This is a genomic window from Variovorax sp. GW821-FHT10B04 (assembly GCF_059415645.1).
In genome coordinates this window covers 558,071-576,708 of the sequence record NZ_JBWKNQ010000003.1, presented here as the reverse complement: position 1 = coordinate 576,708, position 18,638 = coordinate 558,071, and the positions used below count along the sequence as shown (strand labels likewise).

Here is an 18,638-nt window from a genome sequence, read left to right as displayed (position 1 = left end):
CCTGCAGCGTGCTCTCAGTCGCCGATGCCGCCGCGTGCCAGCAGGTCGCTGACCAGTTCGAGCCGCATCAGCGGACTGTCGAGTTCCATCAGTCGCTGCTTGAGCGCGTTCTGCAGCGGCAGCAGCTCGCACCATCGGTTCGCGACCCAGCCGCAGTCGTCGAAGCGATAAGGCTCGCGCACCGGCAGGCGCAGGCCCTGGGCGTCTTCCGCGGTGCGGCGCGCTTCGAGGGTGTCGACCACGCGACGCAACGCCGTCGCGGTATGGGCGAGGTCGCCGGGGATGGCGACGTCGACATCGTCGGGTATGGCCTCGACCTCGGCAGTCCAGAGGCTGTTCTTCTGCAACGAACTGGCGCGCACGCGAAAACGCTGGGTGCCGATGCATTCGATCCGCATCAGGCCGGCTTGCGGCGATTCGAGTTCGCGGATCAGGGCGAGCGTGCCGATGTCGCTGAAGGCCTCGACGGCCGCGCCCGCGGCGCGCACTTCTGCGCCACGCGTCAGGCTGACGACGCCGAAGGGCGCGCCATGCTTGTGGCACTTGCCGATCATGTCGAGATAGCGCACCTCGAAAATCTGCAGTGGCAGGATGCCCCCGGGGAAGAGCACCGAGCTCAGCGGGAACAAAGGGAGGGCGTGCAGTAGGGGTTGTGTCGTCATCGAGGAACCTTGCGTGACTATCATCGCATTCCCTCCACCTGCGGCGCGCCATGCTCTATCAGATTCCCTCGTTCCTGCTGGACGTCATCGTCGGCCTCGTCGGTGGCGCGTGCCTGCTGCGCTTGTACATGCAGTACCACCGCGTGCCCTTCGGCAATCCGCTGGGCCGCTTCATCTTCGCCGTGACCGACTGGATCGTGATGCCGCTGCGGCGCGTGGTGCCATCGTTCCGGCGCTGGGATCTGGCCAGCGCCATTGCCGCCTGGCTGCTCGTCCTGGTGAAGTTTCTGTTGCTGTCGCTGCTTCTCGGCAACCTGGGCCGGCTCGCGATCCTGCCGCTGGTGTCGCTGGTCGGCCTGCTGCAGCTTGCCGTCTCCGGGCTGACCGCGCTGCTCGTGGTCTATGCCGTGCTTTCGTGGCTGCCGAACACGTCGTCGATGCTGAGCGAGCTCATCGCGCGGCTCGCCGAGCCGCTGGTGCGCCCGCTGCGACGCTACATCCCGCTGATCGGCGGCGTCGACTTGTCGCCGCTCGCCGCGATCGTGCTGTTGCAGGTTGCCGGCATCGTGCTCGGCAGCCTGATGGGTGCCGTCTTCAGGCTGTAGGTCAGCCCACCGCGTCGGCGGGCAGGCGCTGCAGCATGGCCAGCGTCCGTGCAATCGTCTTGCGCAGCTCGCGGCGATCGCTGATGAAGTCGATCGCGCCCTTGGTCTGCAGGAACTCGGCGCGCTGGAAGCCTTCCGGCAACGTCACGCGCACGGTCGATTCGATCACGCGCGGGCCGGCAAAGCCGATCAACGCCTTCGGTTCGGCGATCACCACATCGCCCACGAACGCGAAGCCGGCGCTCACGCCACCCATCGTCGGGTCGGTCAGCACGCTGATGTAGGGCAGGCCCTTCTTCGCGAGGCGCGTGAGCGCGGCGTTGGTCTTGGCCATCTGCATCAGCGACAGCAGGCCTTCCTGCATGCGCGCGCCACCGGTGGCGGTGAAGCAGATGAAGGGCACCTTCTGCTCGATGGCGGTTTCGACGCCGCGCACGAAGCGCTCGCCGACCACGCTGCCCATGCTGCCGCCCATGAACTCGAACTCGAAGCAGGCGACCACGACGCTGATGCTGAGGACCGAGCCGCCCATCACGATCAGCGCATCGGTCTCACCGGTGCTCTCCAGCGCATCCTTGAGGCGTTCGGGGTACTTTCGACTGTCCTTGAACTTGAGCGCGTCGACCGGCAGCACTTCCTGGCCGAGTTCATAGCGACCTTCGGGGTCGAGGAACGCGTCCAGGCGCGCGCGCGCGCCGATGCGATGGTGGTGGCTGCAGCTGGGGCAGACGTTCTGGTTGTGTTCCAGATCGGTCTTGTAAAGGACGGTGTCGCAGCTCGGACATTTGATCCAGAGCCCTTCCGGCACCTGGCGGCGTTCGCTCGGGTCGGTCTGGGCAATCTTGGCGGGTAGCAGTTTTTCAAGCCAGCTCATGGCATCTCCTGAAGTGCCGGGATTATCGGCCAGCCGAGGAAGAGGGGGTAGCGCCAGGCAGCGCGTCGAGCGCCTGGCGGATTCCCGCGAGGAATTCAGCGACCTTCGGCACGACCTGGTCGCGCGGCTGGCCGTCGATCAGCTGGATGATCTTCGTTCCGATCACGACCGCGTCTGCCGCCGCGCCGACCGCCTGGGCGGTGGCCGCGTCGCGGATGCCGAAGCCCACGCCCACCGGGATGCTCACATGCGCGCGGATCCGCGGAATCATCTGGCCGACCGCGTCGGTGTCGAGATGGCCGGCACCGGTCACACCCTTGAGAGAAACGTAGTAGACGTAGCCGGTCGCGATGCGCGCGACCTGCGCCATGCGCTCGTCGGTGCTGGTCGGCGCCAGCAGGAAGATCAGGTCGATGCCGGCCGCGCGCAGTTCGCCCGCGAAAGCCTCGCACTCCTCGGGCGGATAGTCGACGATCAGCAGGCCGTCGACACCGGCCGCCGCCGCGTCGCGGATGAAGCTGCCGGCGCCGTGGATGCCGTCATAGCGTTCGACCGGATTGGCGTAGCCCATCAGCACCACCGGCGTGCGGTCGTCATCGCGGCGGAAGCTGGCGACCATCGCCAGCACCTGCACCATGCCGATACCCAGCGCCAGGGCCTCCTCGCCGGCTTTCTGGATCACCGGACCGTCGGCCATCGGATCGGAGAAGGGAACGCCGAGTTCGATCACGTCGGCGCCGGCGGCGACCATGCCGTGCATCAGTTCAGGCGTGACGTCCGCGTAGGGGAAGCCGGCGGTCACGTAGGGGATCAGCGCCTTGCGGCCGTCCTTCTTCAGGGCTTCGAAGGTGGTGGCAATGCGGCTCATCACTTGCCTCCCTTCACGCTCAGGCCGCGCATCGAGGGGCGGTCGTAGAAATCGACGCCCGACAGGTCGGCCACGGTGCCGATGTCCTTGTCGCCGCGGCCTGACAGGTTGACCAGGATCGACTGGTCCGGCCGCATGGTCTTCGCGAGTTTCATCGCGTAGGCGACGGCGTGGCTCGATTCGAGCGCCGGGATGATGCCTTCGGTGCGGCACAGGTAGTGGAACGCCTCCAGCGCTTCGGTGTCGGTGATGCCGACGTATTCCGCGCGGCCGATGTCGGCCAGGTACGCATGTTCGGGGCCGACGCCGGGGTAGTCCAGGCCGGCGCTGATGCTGTGTGTCTCGGTCACCTGGCCGTCCTCGTTCTGCAGCAGGTAGGTGCGGTTGCCGTGAAGCACGCCCGCGCTGCCGCGCAGGATCGATGCGGAATGCTTGCCGCTGTCGAGGCCTTCGCCCGCGGCCTCGACACCGATCAGGCGCGTGCCCGCGAACGGGATGTAGGGGTGGAAGATGCCCATCGCATTGCTGCCGCCGCCCACGCAGGCGATCACCGCATCGGGCTGCTTGCCTTCGGCCTCGCCGGTGATGCCGTCGGCGGCCAGCATGGCCGGCATCTGCGCGATGCACTCGGTGCCGATCACGCTCTGGAAGTCGCGCACCATGGTCGGATAGGGGTGCGGACCGGCCACGGTGCCGATGATGTAGAAGGTGTTTTCGACGTTCGTGACCCAGTCGCGCATCGCTTCGTTGAGCGCGTCCTTGAGCGTCTTGCTGCCCGATTCGACCGGCACCACCGTGGCGCCGAGCAGGTTCATGCGGTAGACGTTCGGGCTCTGGCGCTTGACGTCCATGCTGCCCATGTAGACCACGCATTCGAGCCCGTAGCGCGCGCAGATGGTGGCCGTGGCGACGCCGTGCTGGCCGGCGCCGGTCTCGGCGATCACGCGCGGCTTGCCCATGCGGCGCGCGAGCATCGCCTGGCCGATCACGTTGTTGATCTTGTGGGCGCCGGTGTGGTTCAGGTCTTCCCGCTTCAGGTAGATCTGGGCGCCGCCCATCTCGCGGCTGGTGCGCGCAGCGTGGTAGACCGGCGATGGCCGGCCCACGAAGTGCTTGAGCTCATAGTGGAATTCGGCGAGGAATTCCGGGTCGTCCTTGTACTTCGCGTACGCGTCGCGCAGTTCTGCGATGGCGTGGGTGAGCGTCTCGCTCGCGAAGGTGCCGCCGTATTTGCCGAAATGGCCGGTGGCATCGGGTTGCTGATAGGTTTGCATGGTCTCGATCGTTGGGCCGCACCCGCGATCGAAGCGGCGCGGCGGTCAGGCTTGGAATGCGCGATCGGCTGCCCGTACGGCAGCGACGAAGTCGCGGATCTTGGCGGCGTCCTTGATGCCCTTGGCAGCTTCGACGCCGGAACTCACGTCAACGGCCAGCGATTTGCAGCGCGGCCGAAGCTGGCGAATGCCATCGGCCACGTTTGCAGGTGTGAGTCCACCACTCAAGACGAGGTGAGCGTCGACGGCGGTTGAAAGAAGTGACCAATCGAATGCCTTGCCGCCACCGCCATATCCGTCGACGTGGGCGTCGAGCAGGATGGCCTGGGCGTGGGAGAAATCGGAAGCGTATTTTACGAGGTCGAACCCGGCACCCGCCGCGCCGAGGGGAATGCGCGCTGCGCGCAGGAAGCGGTGGGCGCCGCTGCCGCTCGCCTTGCGGCACTGCTCCGGCGATTCGTTGCCATGGAATTGGGCGATGGCACCGGGCACCGCGTCGAGGGCGTCGAGGACGGTGTCCGTGTGCTCGTCCACGAAAAGAAGCACCGGCGTGACGAAAGGAGGCAGGCGGGCGGCGAGGCTCGCAGCGCGTTCTGCGCTCACGGCGCGCGGACTCGGCGCATACAGCACGAAGCCGACGGCATCGGCACCGGCGTCGACAGCCGCATCGACGTCCTGTTCACGCGTGAGACCGCAGATCTTGATGCGCGTGCGGAGGTTCTGTGGGCTCGAAAGACTCATGGCGGGCCATCATACGCAGCGCCCCCGGACTGCAGCGTCGCTTCGGCGGGCAGCGTCCAGGCAGCGTCGTAGAGCGGCCCGAGAAAGTAGAGACCGTCTGCCGAGAAGGTCGGCGCGGCGACTTTCCGGCTGCGCGCGGCCAGCACGTCGACCATCCATTCAGGGCGCTCGTCGCCATGGCCGATACGCACCAGGCAGCCCATGATGTTGCGGATCATGTGGTGAAGGAAGGCATCCGCCTCGAACTCGAAATGCCAGCGGCAGCGTTCTTCGTCAGGGCCTTCGGCCTGCCGCGTCACCTCGATGCGCCGTATCGTCTTGACCGGCGACTTGGCCTGGCAGGCCGAAGCGCGGAAGGAGCTGAAATCGTGCTGGCCGACCAGCATGCCTGCCGCAGCGCGCATGGCGTCGCCGTCGAGCCGGCGCATCGACCAGCCGACACGGCCAGCGTCCAGGCTGGGCCGTACCGGCGACTGCGACAGCACATACACGTAGCGCCGTGCCAGTGCGCTGGCACGGCAATGAAACGCGTCCGGCACCGGCACGGCCCACTGGATCGCGATGTCGTCCGGCAGGTATCGGTTGGTGCCGCGCACCCAGGAAAAAGGCGTGCGTTCGGCGTCGGTGTCGAAGTGCACGACCTGCATCAGCGCATGAACGCCCGCGTCGGTACGGCCGGCGCACAGCGTCGACACCGGCCGGTCGGCAAAGCGTGCAAGGGCGGCTTCGAGTTTGTCTTGGACGGTGCGGCCGGACAACTGGCTTTGCCAGCCCTGGTAGGCCTGGCCGTTGTAGCGGACCCCGAGCGCAATTCTCACGGGTGTGGTTCTCCTGGGCAATGCAGGTATGGCGGTTGCATCGGGCGTGTGCTCAATGCAGTTGGCTCAGCAAGCGTACGGCATCTGCCTGCAGATCCCCCGAGCTCTCGGCGGCGACTTCCTCGGCCAGGGTGCGCGCGCCTTCGGTGTCTCCGAGCGCGTGAAGTTCGCGTGCCAGCGACAACTTGATGGCTTGCGGGCTTTCACCGTCGGCGTCGAAGGCGGCACCCAGGCGGTCGATATCGGTATCCGTTGCGCGCGTCGCGGGCACGGCCAGGTCGCCCAGGTCGAACTCGAGAAGGCGGGAGTCGCCCATCGACGGCAGCCGGGAAAGCGGATCCGCCTTTGGCGAGTTCGCCAGTCCGAACGCCGGTGTGTCATGGAATGGCGTGGCTGGCAGCATGGCGGCGGGATGCCGCTCAGATTCGTCGTCATCCAGGCCCAGGTCGAAATCGATCGGTGCGACCGTTGGCTTGGTTGGCGGCGCGGGCACGTACGCAGATCCTGCAGCGGCCATTGCCGTGCTGAACGCCTCTGCGGCACCCGGGATGGCCGTGCCGGTCCGCGCGCCGCTGACCGTGTCGGCGAACGCCGGAGCCCCGCTGTCGTACAGCGGGTTGCCCGGGTCGAGTTCCTGGCCTGCTTCGGCAGCGCGTTGCCAATCCGAACCCGTGCCGTGGGTCAGCTCGCGCAGCGTCGTGGCGAGCGTCTCGTAGGCACGGAGATCGCGGCGCTTTGCATGGATCTCCAGCAGCTTCGAGTGGATCGCCAGACGATCCGGATTCATGCGAAGCGCCTCCCGCAGGATTTCCTCGGCCTGCTGGTCGCGGCCGTAGGCCAGGTACACATCGGCTTCGGCGACTGGGTCGACGTCGCCGTCGAGTTGACTGGGCGTATTCGGAACGGACGGCATGGCCGAGTGGCGGCTCTGGAGGCCAGCGGGTTCGCCACCCTTGATGCCGAAGAATGAGTCCTTCGGCAGATTGCTTTCGAGGAACAGGCTCTCTCCGGCGTCTTGCGTGTTTCGGCGCCCACGCACGCGATAGGCCAGAAGCAGCAGCAAGAGCACCAGCCCAAGGGCGAGAAGCACGAATTGGTTGGCGCGCAAGATGTCGATGAAGCTGCGCGGTGGTGGTGGCGCCGTGCGTGACGGGGCGGTTGCACTGGCGGTGGCGGCTCCCGTGACACCCGGCGCCGGCACCGCGACGGTGGCGGGCACGGCTGCAACCGCTGGCGACCCTCGCGTCGTGGCCGCGCTTCCGCTTCCGCCCGAGGCGCTGCCGCCATCGGCCGTCAGCTTGTTCAGGTCGTTGATATTCCGGGACAACTCGGCCAGCCGTGCCTGGCTTTCCTGGGCCTGGCGAGCCTTCAACAGTGCTTCGTCGTTGCCCGGGGCTGCACCGCCCTGGGCGATGGTGAGCCGGTCGGCGGACGGAGCGGCTGCGCTGCGGTCCTCGACGGTCGTCTGGAGCCGGCCGGTGGCTTGGTGATCTGCCGCGGCGATGCGCGCCGAGGGCGCATTGTCTGCAAGGCGGCGGCGGTACTCGCCGAAATCGCGGCTCTGGGCGATGACCGTCTGCTGCGCCTTCGCAGGCGGCACGGCAGCGGCCTCGGCGGCCGTCGGCAGATTGATCACCGCCCCCGATCGCATGCGGTTGACGTTGCCTCCGATAAAGGCGTTGGGGTTGGTGCGCAGCAGCGCGAGCAGCATCTGATCGAGCGAAATCTCGGCAGGCTTGTAGGTGCGCGCAATCTCCCCCGCGGTGTCGCCCTGCTGAACGGTGATTTGATGCTCTGCCGATGCGGGCGGTGCGCTTGCCGTCGTCGTGCCGGCATCGACGGGTGCGACAGGAGCGGCGGGAGAAATCGGGATCACCGGCAGGCTGCGCGCCTCTGAGAGTGGCGGACGCGCGGCGGGCGCCTGCGCAGCGGCTGGCGCGGGCGCCGGGGCCGGACGCGCGGCAATCATTTCGGATATCTGCGGAGGCGGCGGCACGGCCTGGAGCGGCACGGCGCGAGTCGTCGCGGCCGGCGGGTTGTCGGCCTGAGGTGACGATGGTGCAAGGGCGATGGCCGGTCGATTGCTGGGCGGGTCTAGCAACAACGTGTAGTCGCGCACGATCCGTCCGGAGCTCCAATTGGCTTCGAGCAGCAGGTCGACGAAGGGCTCGCTTAGCGCACGCGTGCCTGCAAGACGGATCACGTAGCGACCATCTGCGCGGCGTTGCAGGCTCGCGCGAACCTCACCGAGTGCCGGGTTGTACGCGATGCCGGCCTGCCGGAAGAGTTCGGCCGAAGCGATGTTGAGTTGCAGGTTCGCCGCCTCCGCGGCGCTGATGTCGGACACATCGACTTCCGCGCGCAGCGGTTCACCCAGTGCAGACTGAACGTTGACCGGCCCGAGCGACAACGCATTCGCCTGGCTCACTGCCAGGCCGGCGATCAGGGCGGCGACGGATGAGAGAGATGCAGCGAATTTCGGAGGGCGGCCTGCGACCGCGCGGCGCGGCGCGGTCGACTCATGTCTTGTCATGCTGATGTGGCGCGGCGGCCTTGAAAGTGTAAGTGGACGTTAACATCATGACCCAGCACTGACAAGGCAACCCAGGACCGACAGGCCGCGCATCGGCGACGGTATGTCCACAAATTCGTTGCCGACCGGCAACGGCCGGCAACTTCGCGCCGCACGCGTGGTTCAGGCGTCCAACAGAATGCGCAGCATGCGGCGCAGCGGCTCGGCGGCGCCCCACAGCAACTGGTCGCCGATGGTGAAGGCGCCGAGATATTCCGGGCCCATCGCCAGCTTGCGCAGGCGGCCGACCGGGATGCTCATCGTGCCGGTGACGGCGACCGGCGTCAGGTCCTTCACGGTCGCTTCGCGCGTGTTCGGCACGACCTTCACCCATGCGTTGTCTTGCGCGATCATGGCCTCGATGTCGGCCAGTGGCACGTCCTTCTTGAGCTTGAAGGTCAGTGCCTGGCTGTGGCAACGCATGGCGCCGATCCGCACGCAGAAGCCGTCGACCGGTACGGCGGCGGTGCCGAAGCCTGCGCCCTGGCCGAGGATCTTGTTGGTCTCGGCGCCGCCCTTCCATTCTTCCTTCGACATGCCGTCGCCCAGGTCCTTGTCGATCCAGGGGATCAGCGAGCCGCCCAGCGGTGCGCCGAAGTTGGCGGTCTCGGCCGCGCTCAGGTTCTGCTGCTTGTGCAGCACCTTGCGGTCGATCTCGAGGATGGCTGACTTCGGGTCGTCGAGCAGCGAGCGCACTTCGGCGTTCAGCGTGCCGAACTGGGTCAGCAGTTCACGCATGTGCTGTGCACCGCCGCCCGAGGCTGCCTGGTAGGTCATGCTGGTCATCCACTCGACCAGGCCGGCCTTGTAGAGCGCGCCGACGCCCATCAGCATGCAGCTCACGGTGCAGTTGCCGCCGACCCAGTTCTTTCCGCCCTTGGCGAGCGCGTTCTGGATGACGGGCAGGTTCACCGGGTCGAGCACGATGACGGCGTCATCCTGCATGCGCAGGGTCGACGCAGCATCGATCCAGTGGCCGTTCCAGCCCGCGGCGCGCAGCTTCGGGAAGACTTCGGTGGTGTAGTCGCCGCCCTGGGCCGTGACGATGATGTCGCACTTGCGCAGTGCGTCGATGTCGTGGGCGTCCTTCAGCGTGCCTTCGTTCTTCGCCATCGCCGGGGCCTTGCCGCCGGCGTTGGAGGTCGAGAAGAAGACCGGCTCGATGAGCCCGAAGTCGCCTTCGGCCTGCATGCGGTCCATCAGGACCGAGCCGACCATGCCACGCCAGCCTACGAGGCCGACCAGGGGTTGGGATGCGTTCGCCATTTCAATTGCCCTTTGTAGAAAAGAAAGTTGTCTTCTTTGCGCCCGGCTCGTCGAGCCGGGGAGGGGCGTGACGAAGCGGGCTGCGGTTAGCCGGTAATCGTCTTTTTGGTGATTGCTGCAACGACCGCGTCGCCCATTTCGCGGGTGCCGACACGCTTCGTGCCTTCCGACCAGATGTCGCCCGTGCGCAGGCCGGAAGCCAGCACGGACTTGACCGCCGACTCGATACGGTCGGCAGCTTCGGGTTGGTTGAGGGAGAAGCGGAGCATCATGGCAGCGGACAGGATTGTAGCCAATGGGTTGGCAACCCCTTTGCCAGCGATGTCTGGCGCGCTGCCATGGCTCGGCTCGTACAGGCCCTGGTTGGTCGAATTGAGCGATGCCGAAGGCAGCATGCCGATCGACCCCGTGAGCATCGCCGCCTCGTCCGACAGGATGTCGCCGAACATGTTGCCGGTCACGATCACGTCGAACTTCTTCGGTGCCCTCACGAGCTGCATGGCCGCGTTGTCGACGTACATGTGGTCGAGCTCGACGTCCGGATACTCCTTGCCCACCTCGGTCACGATGTCCTTCCAGAACTGGAAGGTCTCGAGCACGTTGGCCTTGTCGACGCTGGTCACGCGCTTGCTGCGCTTGCGGGCGGCCTCGAAGGCCACGCGGGCGATGCGTTCGACCTCGGGGCGCGAGTAGCGCATCGTGTCGAAGGCCTCTTCGGCGCCCGGGAAGTGGCCGTCGACGGCCGTGCGGCGGCCGCGCGGCTGGCCGAAGTAGATGTCGCCGGTCAGTTCGCGAATGATCAGGATGTCGAGGCCTGCGATCAGTTCGGGCTTCAGGCTCGACGCGTCCACGAGTTGTTCGTAGCAGATGGCCGGGCGGAAGTTGGCGAACAGGCCGAGGTTCTTGCGCAGGCCGAGGATCGCCTGTTCGGGGCGCAGCGGGCGGTCGAGCTTGTCGTACTTCCAGTCGCCGACGGCGCCGAAGAGCACGGCGTCGGCTTCCTTGGCCAGCTTCAGCGTGGCATCGGGCAGCGGATGGCCGTGGGCTTCATAGGCGGCGCCGCCGACCAGAGCCGATTCCATCTCGAAGGGCAGCTCGAGCACGTCGAGCACGCGAATGGCTTCCGCCACGATTTCAGTGCCGATGCCGTCACCAGGGAGAACTGCGATTTTCATGTTGCGTCTTGGGTTGAAATTCAGGAATACGGGTCAGGCGATCATCGAATGCGCGAGCCAGGGCTTGGTCGCGAGGCGCTCGGCCTCGAAGGCCTTGATCTTGTCCTTGTGACGCAGCGTCAGACCGATGTCGTCGAGGCCGTTCATCAGGCAGTACTTGCGGAAGGCCTGCACGTCGAAGGCGAGCTCGCTGCCGTCCGGCTTGACGATGACCTGGCGTTCCAGGTCGACCGTCAGGCTGTAGCCCGGAAAGGCGAAGGTCTCGTCGAACAGCTGTGCGACCTGCGCTTCGGGCAGCACGATCGGCAGCAGACCGTTCTTGAAGCTGTTGTTGAAGAAGATGTCGGCATAGCTCGGCGCGATGATCGCGCGGAAGCCGTACTGGTCGAGCGCCCACGGCGCATGTTCGCGCGACGAGCCGCAGCCGAAGTTCTTGCGCGCCAGCAGCACCGAGGCGCCCGCATAGCGCGGCTGGTTCAGCACGAAGTCGGGGTTCGGCTTGCGGCTGGCCGGGTCCTGCCCCGGTTCGCCGTGGTCGAGATAGCGCCACTCGTCGAACAGGTTGGGGCCGAAGCCGGTCTTCTTGATCGACTTCAGGAATTGCTTGGGAATGATCGCGTCGGTGTCGACGTTCTCGCGGTCCATCGGGGCCACGAGGCCCTTGTGCACGTTGAATTTCTGCATGGTGTCTCCTCGGGATCAGGCGAATTGGCGAACGTCGACGAAGTGGCCGTGCACCGCCGCGGCGGCGGCCATGGCCGGGCTCACGAGGTGCGTGCGGCCGCCCGCGCCCTGACGGCCTTCGAAGTTGCGGTTGCTGGTCGATGCGCAGCGTTCGCCCGGCTCCAGCCGGTCGGCGTTCATGGCCAGGCACATCGAGCAGCCGGGCTCGCGCCATTCGAAACCGGCTGCCTTGAAGATCTGGTCGAGGCCTTCGCGCTCGGCCTGCTCCTTCACCAGGCCGGAACCGGGCACGACCATCGCCAGCTTGACGTTCTTCGCGACCTTCTGGCCGAGCTTCTTCACGACGGCGGCGGCCTCGCGCATGTCCTCGATCCGGCTGTTGGTGCAGGAGCCGATGAACACCTTGTCGATGAAGATGTCGTTCATCGGCTTGTTGGGTTCGAGGCCCATGTAGGTCAGGGCGCGCTCGATCGCGCCGCGCTTGTTGGCGTCCTTTTCCTTGTCCGGATCGGGCACGCGGCCACTGATCGCGGTCACCATCTCGGGCGAGGTGCCCCAGGTGACCTGCGGCGGGATCTGCGTCGCGTCGAGTTCGACCACGAGGTCGAAATGCGCGCCCGGGTCGGATTGCAGCGTCTTCCAGTAGGTCACGGCATGGTCCCATTCGACACCGGTCGGTGCGAGCGGGCGGCCCTTGACGTAGGCGATGGTTTTCTCGTCCACCGCGACCAGGCCCGCGCGCGCGCCGGCCTCGATCGCCATGTTGCACACCGTCATGCGGCCTTCCATGCTGAGGTCGCGGATGGCGGAGCCGGCGAATTCGATGGTGTAGCCGGTGCCGCCTGCGGTACCGATGCGGCCGATCACGGCCAGCACGATGTCCTTGGCGTTGCAGCCGAGCGGCAGCTTGCCTTCGACCTTCACCAGCAGATTCTTCGCCTTCTTGGCGAGCAGGGTCTGCGTGGCCATCACGTGCTCGACTTCACTCGTGCCGATGCCGTGCGCCAGCGCGCCGAAAGCGCCGTGCGTCGAGGTGTGGGAGTCGCCGCAGACCACCGTCATGCCCGGTAGCGTCGCGCCCGACTCGGGGCCGATCACGTGCACGATGCCCTGGCGCCGGCTCAGGAAAGGGAAGAACGCGGCCGCGCCGAACTCGGCGATATTGCTGTCGAGCGTGGTGATCTGCTCCTTGCTGATCGGGTCGTCGATGCCGTCGTAGCCGCGTTCCCAGTGCGTGGTCGGCGTGTTGTGGTCGGCGGTAGCGACGACCGAACTCACGCGCCACAGCTTGCGGCCGGCGACGCGCAGGCCTTCGAAAGCTTGCGGACTGGTGACTTCATGCACCAGGTGGCGGTCGATGTACAGGACGGACGTGCCGTCCTCCTCGGTGTGGACGACGTGTTCGTCCCAGAGCTTGTCGTAGAGCGTGCGTGCCATGGTCTCTTCTTCTTTCGTGGGGGTGATGTTGTGTGGGTCCGGCCGCCGTCGGGTCAGGCGACGAGTGCCGGGTGCTCTGCTGGAGCGCCGGCCTGCTCGGAAGCTTGCAGATGCGTCACGAGCGAACGCGCCGCGACCGGCAGTGTCGAGAAATCGCGCGCCACCAGGCGGATTTCGCGCTGCGCCCAGTCATCGGTCAGCGCGACGCTGGTGAGCTGACGGCCGATGCCGCCGCGCATGAGTTCGAAGGCCCGGCTCGGCATCACGCCGATGCCGAGGCCGTTCTCGATCATCCGGCACATCGCGTCGAGGCCGGTCACGTGGATGCGCAACTTGATGGTTCGACCGGATTCGAGCGCGGCCTGCCGCGTCGCGACATAGATCGAGCTGTTGGTGTGCAGGCCGACGTGGTCATGGTCGAGCGACGCCGCGAAATCGATGCTGTCGTGCCGTGCGAGCGCGTGGCCGACCGGCACGATGAGCATCAGCCGGTCATGGCGGTAGGGCAGGCTCTGCAGGTCGCCGCCGCCGTCTGCAAGATGGCAGATTCCGAGATCGGCGGCGCCTTCCTGGACCGCGCGCAGCACTTCGCTGCTCAGATGCTCCTCGAGGTCGATCTTGATCTCCTCGTGCGCACGCCGGAACGCGCCAAGGTCTTCGGGCAGGAACTGCACGATCGCGGAAATGTTGGCATGAACCCGCACATGGCCGCGCACGCCGTCCGCATATTCGCTGAGCTCGCCCTGCATCTTCTCGAGGCTGTAGAGCACCGAGCGCGCATGGTGCAACAGGCTTTCGCCGGCCGGCGTGAGATCGACGCCGCGTGCATGGCGGTAGAGCAGCGGCGTGCCCAATGTGGCTTCGAGATCGGACAGGCGCTTGCTGATCGCCGATGCGGCGATGAACTCGCGCTCGGCGGCTCGCCCGATGCTGCCCAGTTCGCAAACGGCAACGAACAGCTGCAGCGACATGAGGTCGACGCGGCGGGCGAAGTTGCGTTCTGAGGTGGTCACAAGCGTGGGCATCGTGGAGCAAGATGCTGAGCCTGCGATTGTCCTATGCAAAGGGGTGGCTTGTCATCGCAAACCACGATGGCACCGCTGCTGCGGCGCGATGAAAAAAGCGGGCCTCGGCCCGCTTTATGTCCAGTCGAGAACGACTTACTTCTTCTTGTCGGCCGCGTTCTCGATCTTCTGGCCACCCTTCTGGATGTCCTGGCCTGCGCCGGAAATCGTGTTGCATCCGGCGAGCGATGCGCCGAAAACGAACGTGACTGCGATCAATGCGGCGAGTTTCTTCATGACTGGGCTCCTGCGATTCGTTGGGTTGTACAGAGTGACAGAGTTGGAGATTCCCTCCAGCCCTGAAACTAAGGCTCCCCAACGGTGCGTCATGTAAGCCAAAACGCAAAAAGGCTGCCCGAAGGCAGCCTTTGCGACGAGCGCCCGGCGATCAGCGTTGTGCGATCGGCTTGACGTTGCGTTGGACGGAACCTTCGAACAATTGGCGCGGACGGCCGATCTTGTACTCCGGGTCGCCGATCATTTCGTTCAGCTGGGCGATCCAGCCAACCGTGCGGGCCAGCGCGAAGATCGCGGTGAACAGCGGCACCGGGATACCGATGGCGCGCTGCACGATGCCCGAGTAGAAGTCGACGTTCGGGTAGAGCTTGCGGGACACGAAGTATTCGTCTTCCAGCGCGATCTTCTCGAGTTCCTTGGCCAGCTTGAACAGCGGGTCGTTTTCCAGGCCCAACTCGGTCAGCACTTCGTTGCAGGTTTCCTGCATCAGCTTGGCGCGCGGGTCGTAGTTCTTGTACACGCGGTGGCCGAAGCCCATCAGCTTGACGTTCGAGTTCTTGTCCTTGACCTTCTTGATGAACTCGCCGATCTTCTCGACGCCGCCTTGCTTCTGGATGTCGTAGAGCATGTTGAGCGCCGCCTCGTTGGCACCGCCGTGGGCCGGGCCCCAGAGGCAGGCCACGCCGGCTGCAATCGCCGCGAAGGGGTTGGTGCCCGACGAGCCGCACAGGCGCACGGTCGAGGTCGATGCGTTCTGCTCGTGGTCTGCGTGCAGGATGAAGATGCGGTCGAGCGCGCGCTCGAGCACCGGGTTCACCTTGTACTCCTCGCACGGCGTCGCGAACATCATGTGCAGGAAGTTGCCTGCGTAGCTCAGGTCGTTCTTCGGGTACATGTACGGCTGACCGATCGTGTACTTGTACGCCATGGCGACCAGCGTCGGCATCTTCGCGATCAGGCGGATCGCGGCGATCTCGCGGTGCTCCGGATTGTTGATGTCCGTGCTGTCGTGATAGAAGGCCGACAGTGCGCCCACCAGACCGGTCATGATGGCCATCGGATGCGCGTCGCGGCGGAAGCCACGCAGGAAGAACTGCATCTGCTCGTTGACCATCGTGTGGTTGGTCACGAGCTTGGTGAAGGTGTCCTTCTTGGCTGCGTCCGGCAGTTCACCGTACAGCAGCAGATGGCAGGTTTCCAGGAAGTCGCAGTTGGTCGCGAGCTGTTCGATCGGGTAGCCGCGGTACAGCAGTTCGCCCTTGTCGCCATCGATGTAGGTGATGGTCGATTGGCACGACGCCGTGGACATGAAGCCCGGGTCGTACGTGAACATGCCGGTCTGTGCGTAGAGCTTGCGGATGTCGATGACGTCCGGGCCGAGCGTGCCCTTGTAGATCGGTAGTTCGACTTTGTCGCCGCCAGTGCTGAACGACAGTGTGGCCTTGGTCTCGGAAGCTTTCATTTCGACTTTCTTTCTTCAGATGGATAGGGGGAAGGACATGAACCTCGCGCGCCGTCAGGGGACACGCATCAGACGCAGCAGATCGATCACATCCGCCCCGGCCTGTTCAGGCGCGGGCTCCTTTCGCTGCAAAAAGAGATCCAGCAGATCGTGATCGGAAAGGTCCATCAACGTCCCCATTGCCTCGGCCTGCCTGACGGTCAGTCCGGATTCATGCCGTTCAAAGAAACGGGCGATGAAGAGGTCGTTTTCAAGCAGGCCGCGGCGGCAACGCCATTTCAGCTTGCTGAGCGCGCGAACGCCCAGCGGCTGGTCGAGAGAGTCCAGAGCGGCTGCTTGCATGACGGTCAGACGGCGCGACGCACCATCAGTTCCTTGATCTTTCCGATCGCCTGGGTCGGGTTCAGGTTCTTCGGGCACACGTCGACGCAATTCATGATCGTGTGGCAGCGGAACAGGCGGTACGGGTCTTCGAGGTTGTCCAGGCGCTCGGCGGTGGCTTCGTCGCGGCTGTCGGCGATGAAGCGGTAGGCCTGAAGCAGGCCGGCCGGGCCGACGAACTTGTCAGGATTCCACCAGAAGCTCGGGCAGCTCGTCGAGCAGCTCGCGCACAGGATGCACTCGTAGAGGCCGTCGAGCTCTTCGCGCTCTTCGGGGCTCTGCAGGCGCTCCTTTTCGGGCGGCACGCTGTCGTTCTGCAGGTACGGCTTGATCGAGTTGTACTGCTTGAAGAACTGCGTCATGTCGACGATCAGGTCGCGGATCACCGGCAGGCCGGGCAGCGGCTTGAGCACGACGGTGCCCTTGAGCGTGTTCATGTTGGTCAGGCAGGCCAGACCATTCTTGCCGTTGATGTTCATCGCGTCGGAGCCGCAGACGCCTTCGCGGCAGGAGCGGCGGAACGACAGCGTCGGGTCTTGCGCCTTCAGCTTCATGAGGGCGTCGAGCAGCATGCGCTCATGACCGTCGAGTTCGATCTCGATGGTCTGCATGTACGGCTTCGCGTCCTTGTCCGGGTCGTAGCGGTAGATCTGGAATGTGCGCTTCATCGTATGGACCTTGTGAATGCTTTTTATGAGCTGAGCGTTAGAACGTGCGAACCTTGGGCGGCACGGAATCGACGGTCAGGGGTTTCAGCCGGACCGGCTTGTAGGCGAGGCGGTTCTCGGCGCTGTACCAGAGCGTGTGCTTCATCCAGTTCTTGTCGTCGCGGCCCAGCGGTGCGACCGGATCGTCGGCAGGACGTTCGTAGTCTTCCACCGTGTGGGCGCCACGGCATTCGGTGCGGGCGGCGGCCGACATCATGGTGGCCTGTGCCACTTCGATCAGGTTGTCGACTTCCAGGGCCTCGATGCGCGCGGTGTTGAACACGCGCGACTTGTCCTTGAGCGTGATCGACTTGACGCGATCGCGCACCTTGGCGATCTTGACGACGCCTTCGTTCATCGACTCCTGCTTGCGGAACACGGCTGCGTGCTGCTGCATCACCGAGCGGATCTCGCCAGCCACGTCCTGTGCGTACTCGCCGGCGGTCGAGGCTTCGAGTTCGTTCAGGCGTGCCAGCGTGCGGTCGGCCGCGTTGGCCGGCAGCGGCTTGTGCTCCTTGAGCTTGTCGTTGAACTGGACGATGTGGTTGCCGGCTGCACGGCCGAACACCAGCAGGTCGAGCAGCGAGTTGGTGCCCAGGCGGTTGGCGCCGTGCACGCTCACGCAGGAACATTCGCCCACGGCGTAGAGACCGTTCACCGGGACGCTCTGGTTGTCTGCGTCCTGCATCACGACCTGGCCGTTGATGTTGGTCGGAATGCCGCCCATCTGGTAGTGGATGGTGGGAACCACGGGGATCGGTTCCTTCGTGACGTCGACGTTCGCGAAGTTGATGCCGATTTCGTACACCGACGGCAGGCGCTTGTGGATGGTGTCCGCGCCCAGGTGGTCGAGCTTCATGTGGATGTAGTCCTTGTTGGGACCGCAGCCGCGACCTTCCTTGATTTCCTGGTCCATCGAGCGCGACACGAAGTCGCGCGGTGCCAGGTCCTTCAGCGTGGGCGCATAGCGCTCCATGAAGCGTTCGCCATTGCTGTTAAGCAGGATCGCGCCTTCGCCGCGGCAGCCTTCGGTCAGCAGCACGCCGGCACCGGCCACGCCGGTCGGGTGGAACTGCCAGAACTCCATGTCCTGCAGCGGAATGCCCGAGCGCGCGGCCATGCCGAGGCCGTCGCCGGTGTTGATGAAGGCGTTGGTCGATGCCGCGAAGATCCGGCCGGCGCCGCCGGTGGCCAGCAGCACGGTCTTGGCCTGCAGGATGTGCAGGTCGCCGGTTTCCATCTCGAGCGCGGTCACGCCGACCACGTCGCCCTCGTCGTCACGGATGAGGTCGAGCGCCATCCATTCGACGAAGAACTGGGTGCGGGCTTCGACGTTCTTCTGATAGAGCGTGTGCAGCATCGCGTGGCCGGTGCGGTCGGCTGCGGCGCAGGCGCGCTGGACCGGCTTTTCACCGTAGTTCGCAGTGTGGCCGCCGAACGGACGCTGGTAGATCGTGCCGTCGGGATTGCGGTCGAACGGCATGCCGAAGTGTTCGAGCTCGTACACGACCTTCGGTGCTTCGCGGCACATGAACTCGATCGCGTCCTGGTCGCCGAGCCAGTCGGAACCCTTGATCGTGTCGTAGAAATGATAGTGCCAGTTGTCTTCGCTCATGTTGCCGAGCGAGGCGCCGACGCCGCCCTGGGCCGCGACGGTGTGCGAGCGGGTCGGGAACACCTTGGAGAGCACGGCCACGTTGAGGCCGGCACGCGCGAGTTGCAGCGAGGCACGCATGCCCGAGCCGCCGGCACCCACGATGACGACGTCGAACTTGCGCTTGGTGATTTGGTCTTTGGTATAGGCAGTCATG

The 18,638-nt window shown here is 65.6% G+C and carries 18 protein-coding genes; 1 reads left to right on the top strand and 17 read right to left on the bottom strand.

All coding sequences use genetic code 11. The annotated features are described in order from the left end of the window. Positions 1–14: 14 nt before the first annotated feature. Positions 15–662 (bottom strand): LON peptidase substrate-binding domain-containing protein, encoded by a 648-nt coding sequence (locus AC07PZ_RS10930; RefSeq protein WP_495295074.1) that lies wholly within the window; start codon positions 660–662, stop codon positions 15–17. 50 nt (positions 663–712) lie between these two features. Between AC07PZ_RS10930 and AC07PZ_RS10925 the strand changes: the two genes are divergently transcribed. Beyond that, on the top strand, positions 713–1,267 hold the full coding sequence (locus AC07PZ_RS10925; protein WP_495295073.1) for a YggT family protein: 555 nt from the start codon (positions 713–715) through the stop codon (positions 1,265–1,267). Between the two features lies 1 nt (position 1,268). Here the strand turns inward: AC07PZ_RS10925 and accD are convergent, their stop codons facing one another. The 16 genes from accD to sdhA all read right to left on the bottom strand — a co-directional run bounded on the left by accD (position 1,269) and on the right by sdhA (position 18,637). Further along, on the bottom strand, positions 1,269–2,141 hold the full coding sequence (gene accD, locus AC07PZ_RS10920; protein WP_495295072.1) for an acetyl-CoA carboxylase, carboxyltransferase subunit beta: 873 nt from the start codon (positions 2,139–2,141) through the stop codon (positions 1,269–1,271). Between the two features lie 22 nt (positions 2,142–2,163). Continuing rightward, a complete protein-coding gene (trpA, locus tag AC07PZ_RS10915) occupies positions 2,164–3,009 on the bottom strand; it encodes a tryptophan synthase subunit alpha (RefSeq protein WP_495295071.1) in 846 nt (281 codons plus the stop codon). After that, positions 3,009–4,283 (bottom strand): tryptophan synthase subunit beta, encoded by a 1,275-nt coding sequence (gene trpB / locus AC07PZ_RS10910; protein ID WP_495295070.1) that lies wholly within the window; start codon positions 4,281–4,283, stop codon positions 3,009–3,011. Before trpB ends, trpA begins: the two co-directional genes overlap by 1 nt. Positions 4,284–4,328: 45 nt before the next feature. Beyond that, positions 4,329–5,024, bottom strand: a complete 696-nt coding sequence (locus AC07PZ_RS10905; protein WP_495295069.1) for a phosphoribosylanthranilate isomerase — start codon at positions 5,022–5,024, stop codon at positions 4,329–4,331. Continuing rightward, complete coding sequence (gene truA / locus AC07PZ_RS10900) at positions 5,021–5,842, bottom strand: tRNA pseudouridine(38-40) synthase TruA (RefSeq protein WP_495295068.1); 822 nt, start codon at positions 5,840–5,842, stop codon at positions 5,021–5,023. Before truA ends, AC07PZ_RS10905 begins: the two co-directional genes overlap by 4 nt. A 52-nt stretch (positions 5,843–5,894) precedes the next feature. Continuing rightward, positions 5,895–8,375, bottom strand: coding sequence for a FimV/HubP family polar landmark protein (locus tag AC07PZ_RS10895; protein ID WP_495295067.1), 2,481 nt, complete (start codon positions 8,373–8,375; stop codon positions 5,895–5,897). A 162-nt stretch (positions 8,376–8,537) separates the two neighbouring features. Further along, a complete protein-coding gene (asd, locus tag AC07PZ_RS10890) occupies positions 8,538–9,680 on the bottom strand; it encodes an aspartate-semialdehyde dehydrogenase (protein ID WP_495295066.1) in 1,143 nt (380 codons plus the stop codon). 86 nt (positions 9,681–9,766) lie between these two features. Further along, positions 9,767–10,855 carry a 3-isopropylmalate dehydrogenase gene (gene leuB / locus AC07PZ_RS10885; RefSeq protein WP_495295065.1) on the bottom strand — a complete coding sequence of 363 codons (1,089 nt, stop codon included), beginning with the start codon at positions 10,853–10,855 and terminating at the stop codon, positions 9,767–9,769. A 33-nt stretch (positions 10,856–10,888) separates the two neighbouring features. Beyond that, positions 10,889–11,539 carry a 3-isopropylmalate dehydratase small subunit gene (gene leuD / locus AC07PZ_RS10880; RefSeq protein ID WP_495295064.1) on the bottom strand — a complete coding sequence of 217 codons (651 nt, stop codon included), beginning with the start codon at positions 11,537–11,539 and terminating at the stop codon, positions 10,889–10,891. Positions 11,540–11,554: 15 nt separating this feature from the next. Beyond that, complete coding sequence (gene leuC / locus AC07PZ_RS10875; RefSeq protein WP_495295063.1) at positions 11,555–12,976, bottom strand: 3-isopropylmalate dehydratase large subunit; 1,422 nt, start codon at positions 12,974–12,976, stop codon at positions 11,555–11,557. A 53-nt stretch (positions 12,977–13,029) separates the two neighbouring features. Continuing rightward, on the bottom strand, positions 13,030–13,989 hold the full coding sequence (locus AC07PZ_RS10870; protein WP_495295062.1) for a LysR substrate-binding domain-containing protein: 960 nt from the start codon (positions 13,987–13,989) through the stop codon (positions 13,030–13,032). Positions 13,990–14,136: 147 nt separating this feature from the next. Further along, positions 14,137–14,277 carry an entericidin A/B family lipoprotein gene (locus tag AC07PZ_RS10865; RefSeq protein WP_495295061.1) on the bottom strand — a complete coding sequence of 47 codons (141 nt, stop codon included), beginning with the start codon at positions 14,275–14,277 and terminating at the stop codon, positions 14,137–14,139. 151 nt (positions 14,278–14,428) lie between these two features. Continuing rightward, on the bottom strand, positions 14,429–15,739 hold the full coding sequence (gene gltA, locus AC07PZ_RS10860) for a citrate synthase (protein WP_495295060.1): 1,311 nt from the start codon (positions 15,737–15,739) through the stop codon (positions 14,429–14,431). 54 nt (positions 15,740–15,793) lie between these two features. After that, positions 15,794–16,081 (bottom strand): FAD assembly factor SdhE, encoded by a 288-nt coding sequence (locus AC07PZ_RS10855; protein ID WP_495295059.1) that lies wholly within the window; start codon positions 16,079–16,081, stop codon positions 15,794–15,796. A gap of 5 nt (positions 16,082–16,086) precedes the next feature. Further along, positions 16,087–16,788 carry a succinate dehydrogenase iron-sulfur subunit gene (locus tag AC07PZ_RS10850; RefSeq protein WP_495295058.1) on the bottom strand — a complete coding sequence of 234 codons (702 nt, stop codon included), beginning with the start codon at positions 16,786–16,788 and terminating at the stop codon, positions 16,087–16,089. A gap of 37 nt (positions 16,789–16,825) precedes the next feature. Further along, positions 16,826–18,637, bottom strand: a complete 1,812-nt coding sequence (gene sdhA, locus AC07PZ_RS10845; RefSeq protein WP_495295057.1) for a succinate dehydrogenase flavoprotein subunit — start codon at positions 18,635–18,637, stop codon at positions 16,826–16,828. Position 18,638 lies beyond the last annotated feature (1 nt).

Coding starts and splice junctions, on each gene's coding strand:
- AC07PZ_RS10895 (WP_495295067.1), bottom strand. CDS start 8,375: ATGACAAGACATGAGTCGACCGCGCCGCGCCGCGCGGTCGCAGGCCGC.
- AC07PZ_RS10865 (WP_495295061.1), bottom strand. CDS start 14,277: ATGAAGAAACTCGCCGCATTGATCGCAGTCACGTTCGTTTTCGGCGCA.
- AC07PZ_RS10850 (WP_495295058.1), bottom strand. CDS start 16,788: ATGAAGCGCACATTCCAGATCTACCGCTACGACCCGGACAAGGACGCG.
- gltA (WP_495295060.1), bottom strand. CDS start 15,739: ATGAAAGCTTCCGAGACCAAGGCCACACTGTCGTTCAGCACTGGCGGC.
- sdhA (WP_495295057.1), bottom strand. CDS start 18,637: ATGACTGCCTATACCAAAGACCAAATCACCAAGCGCAAGTTCGACGTC.
- asd (WP_495295066.1), bottom strand. CDS start 9,680: ATGGCGAACGCATCCCAACCCCTGGTCGGCCTCGTAGGCTGGCGTGGC.
- leuC (WP_495295063.1), bottom strand. CDS start 12,976: ATGGCACGCACGCTCTACGACAAGCTCTGGGACGAACACGTCGTCCAC.
- AC07PZ_RS10855 (WP_495295059.1), bottom strand. CDS start 16,081: ATGCAAGCAGCCGCTCTGGACTCTCTCGACCAGCCGCTGGGCGTTCGC.
- AC07PZ_RS10925 (WP_495295073.1), top strand. CDS start 713: ATGCTCTATCAGATTCCCTCGTTCCTGCTGGACGTCATCGTCGGCCTC.
- trpA (WP_495295071.1), bottom strand. CDS start 3,009: ATGAGCCGCATTGCCACCACCTTCGAAGCCCTGAAGAAGGACGGCCGC.
- AC07PZ_RS10930 (WP_495295074.1), bottom strand. CDS start 662: ATGACGACACAACCCCTACTGCACGCCCTCCCTTTGTTCCCGCTGAGC.
- trpB (WP_495295070.1), bottom strand. CDS start 4,283: ATGCAAACCTATCAGCAACCCGATGCCACCGGCCATTTCGGCAAATAC.
- accD (WP_495295072.1), bottom strand. CDS start 2,141: ATGAGCTGGCTTGAAAAACTGCTACCCGCCAAGATTGCCCAGACCGAC.
- leuB (WP_495295065.1), bottom strand. CDS start 10,855: ATGAAAATCGCAGTTCTCCCTGGTGACGGCATCGGCACTGAAATCGTG.
- leuD (WP_495295064.1), bottom strand. CDS start 11,539: ATGCAGAAATTCAACGTGCACAAGGGCCTCGTGGCCCCGATGGACCGC.
- AC07PZ_RS10905 (WP_495295069.1), bottom strand. CDS start 5,024: ATGAGTCTTTCGAGCCCACAGAACCTCCGCACGCGCATCAAGATCTGC.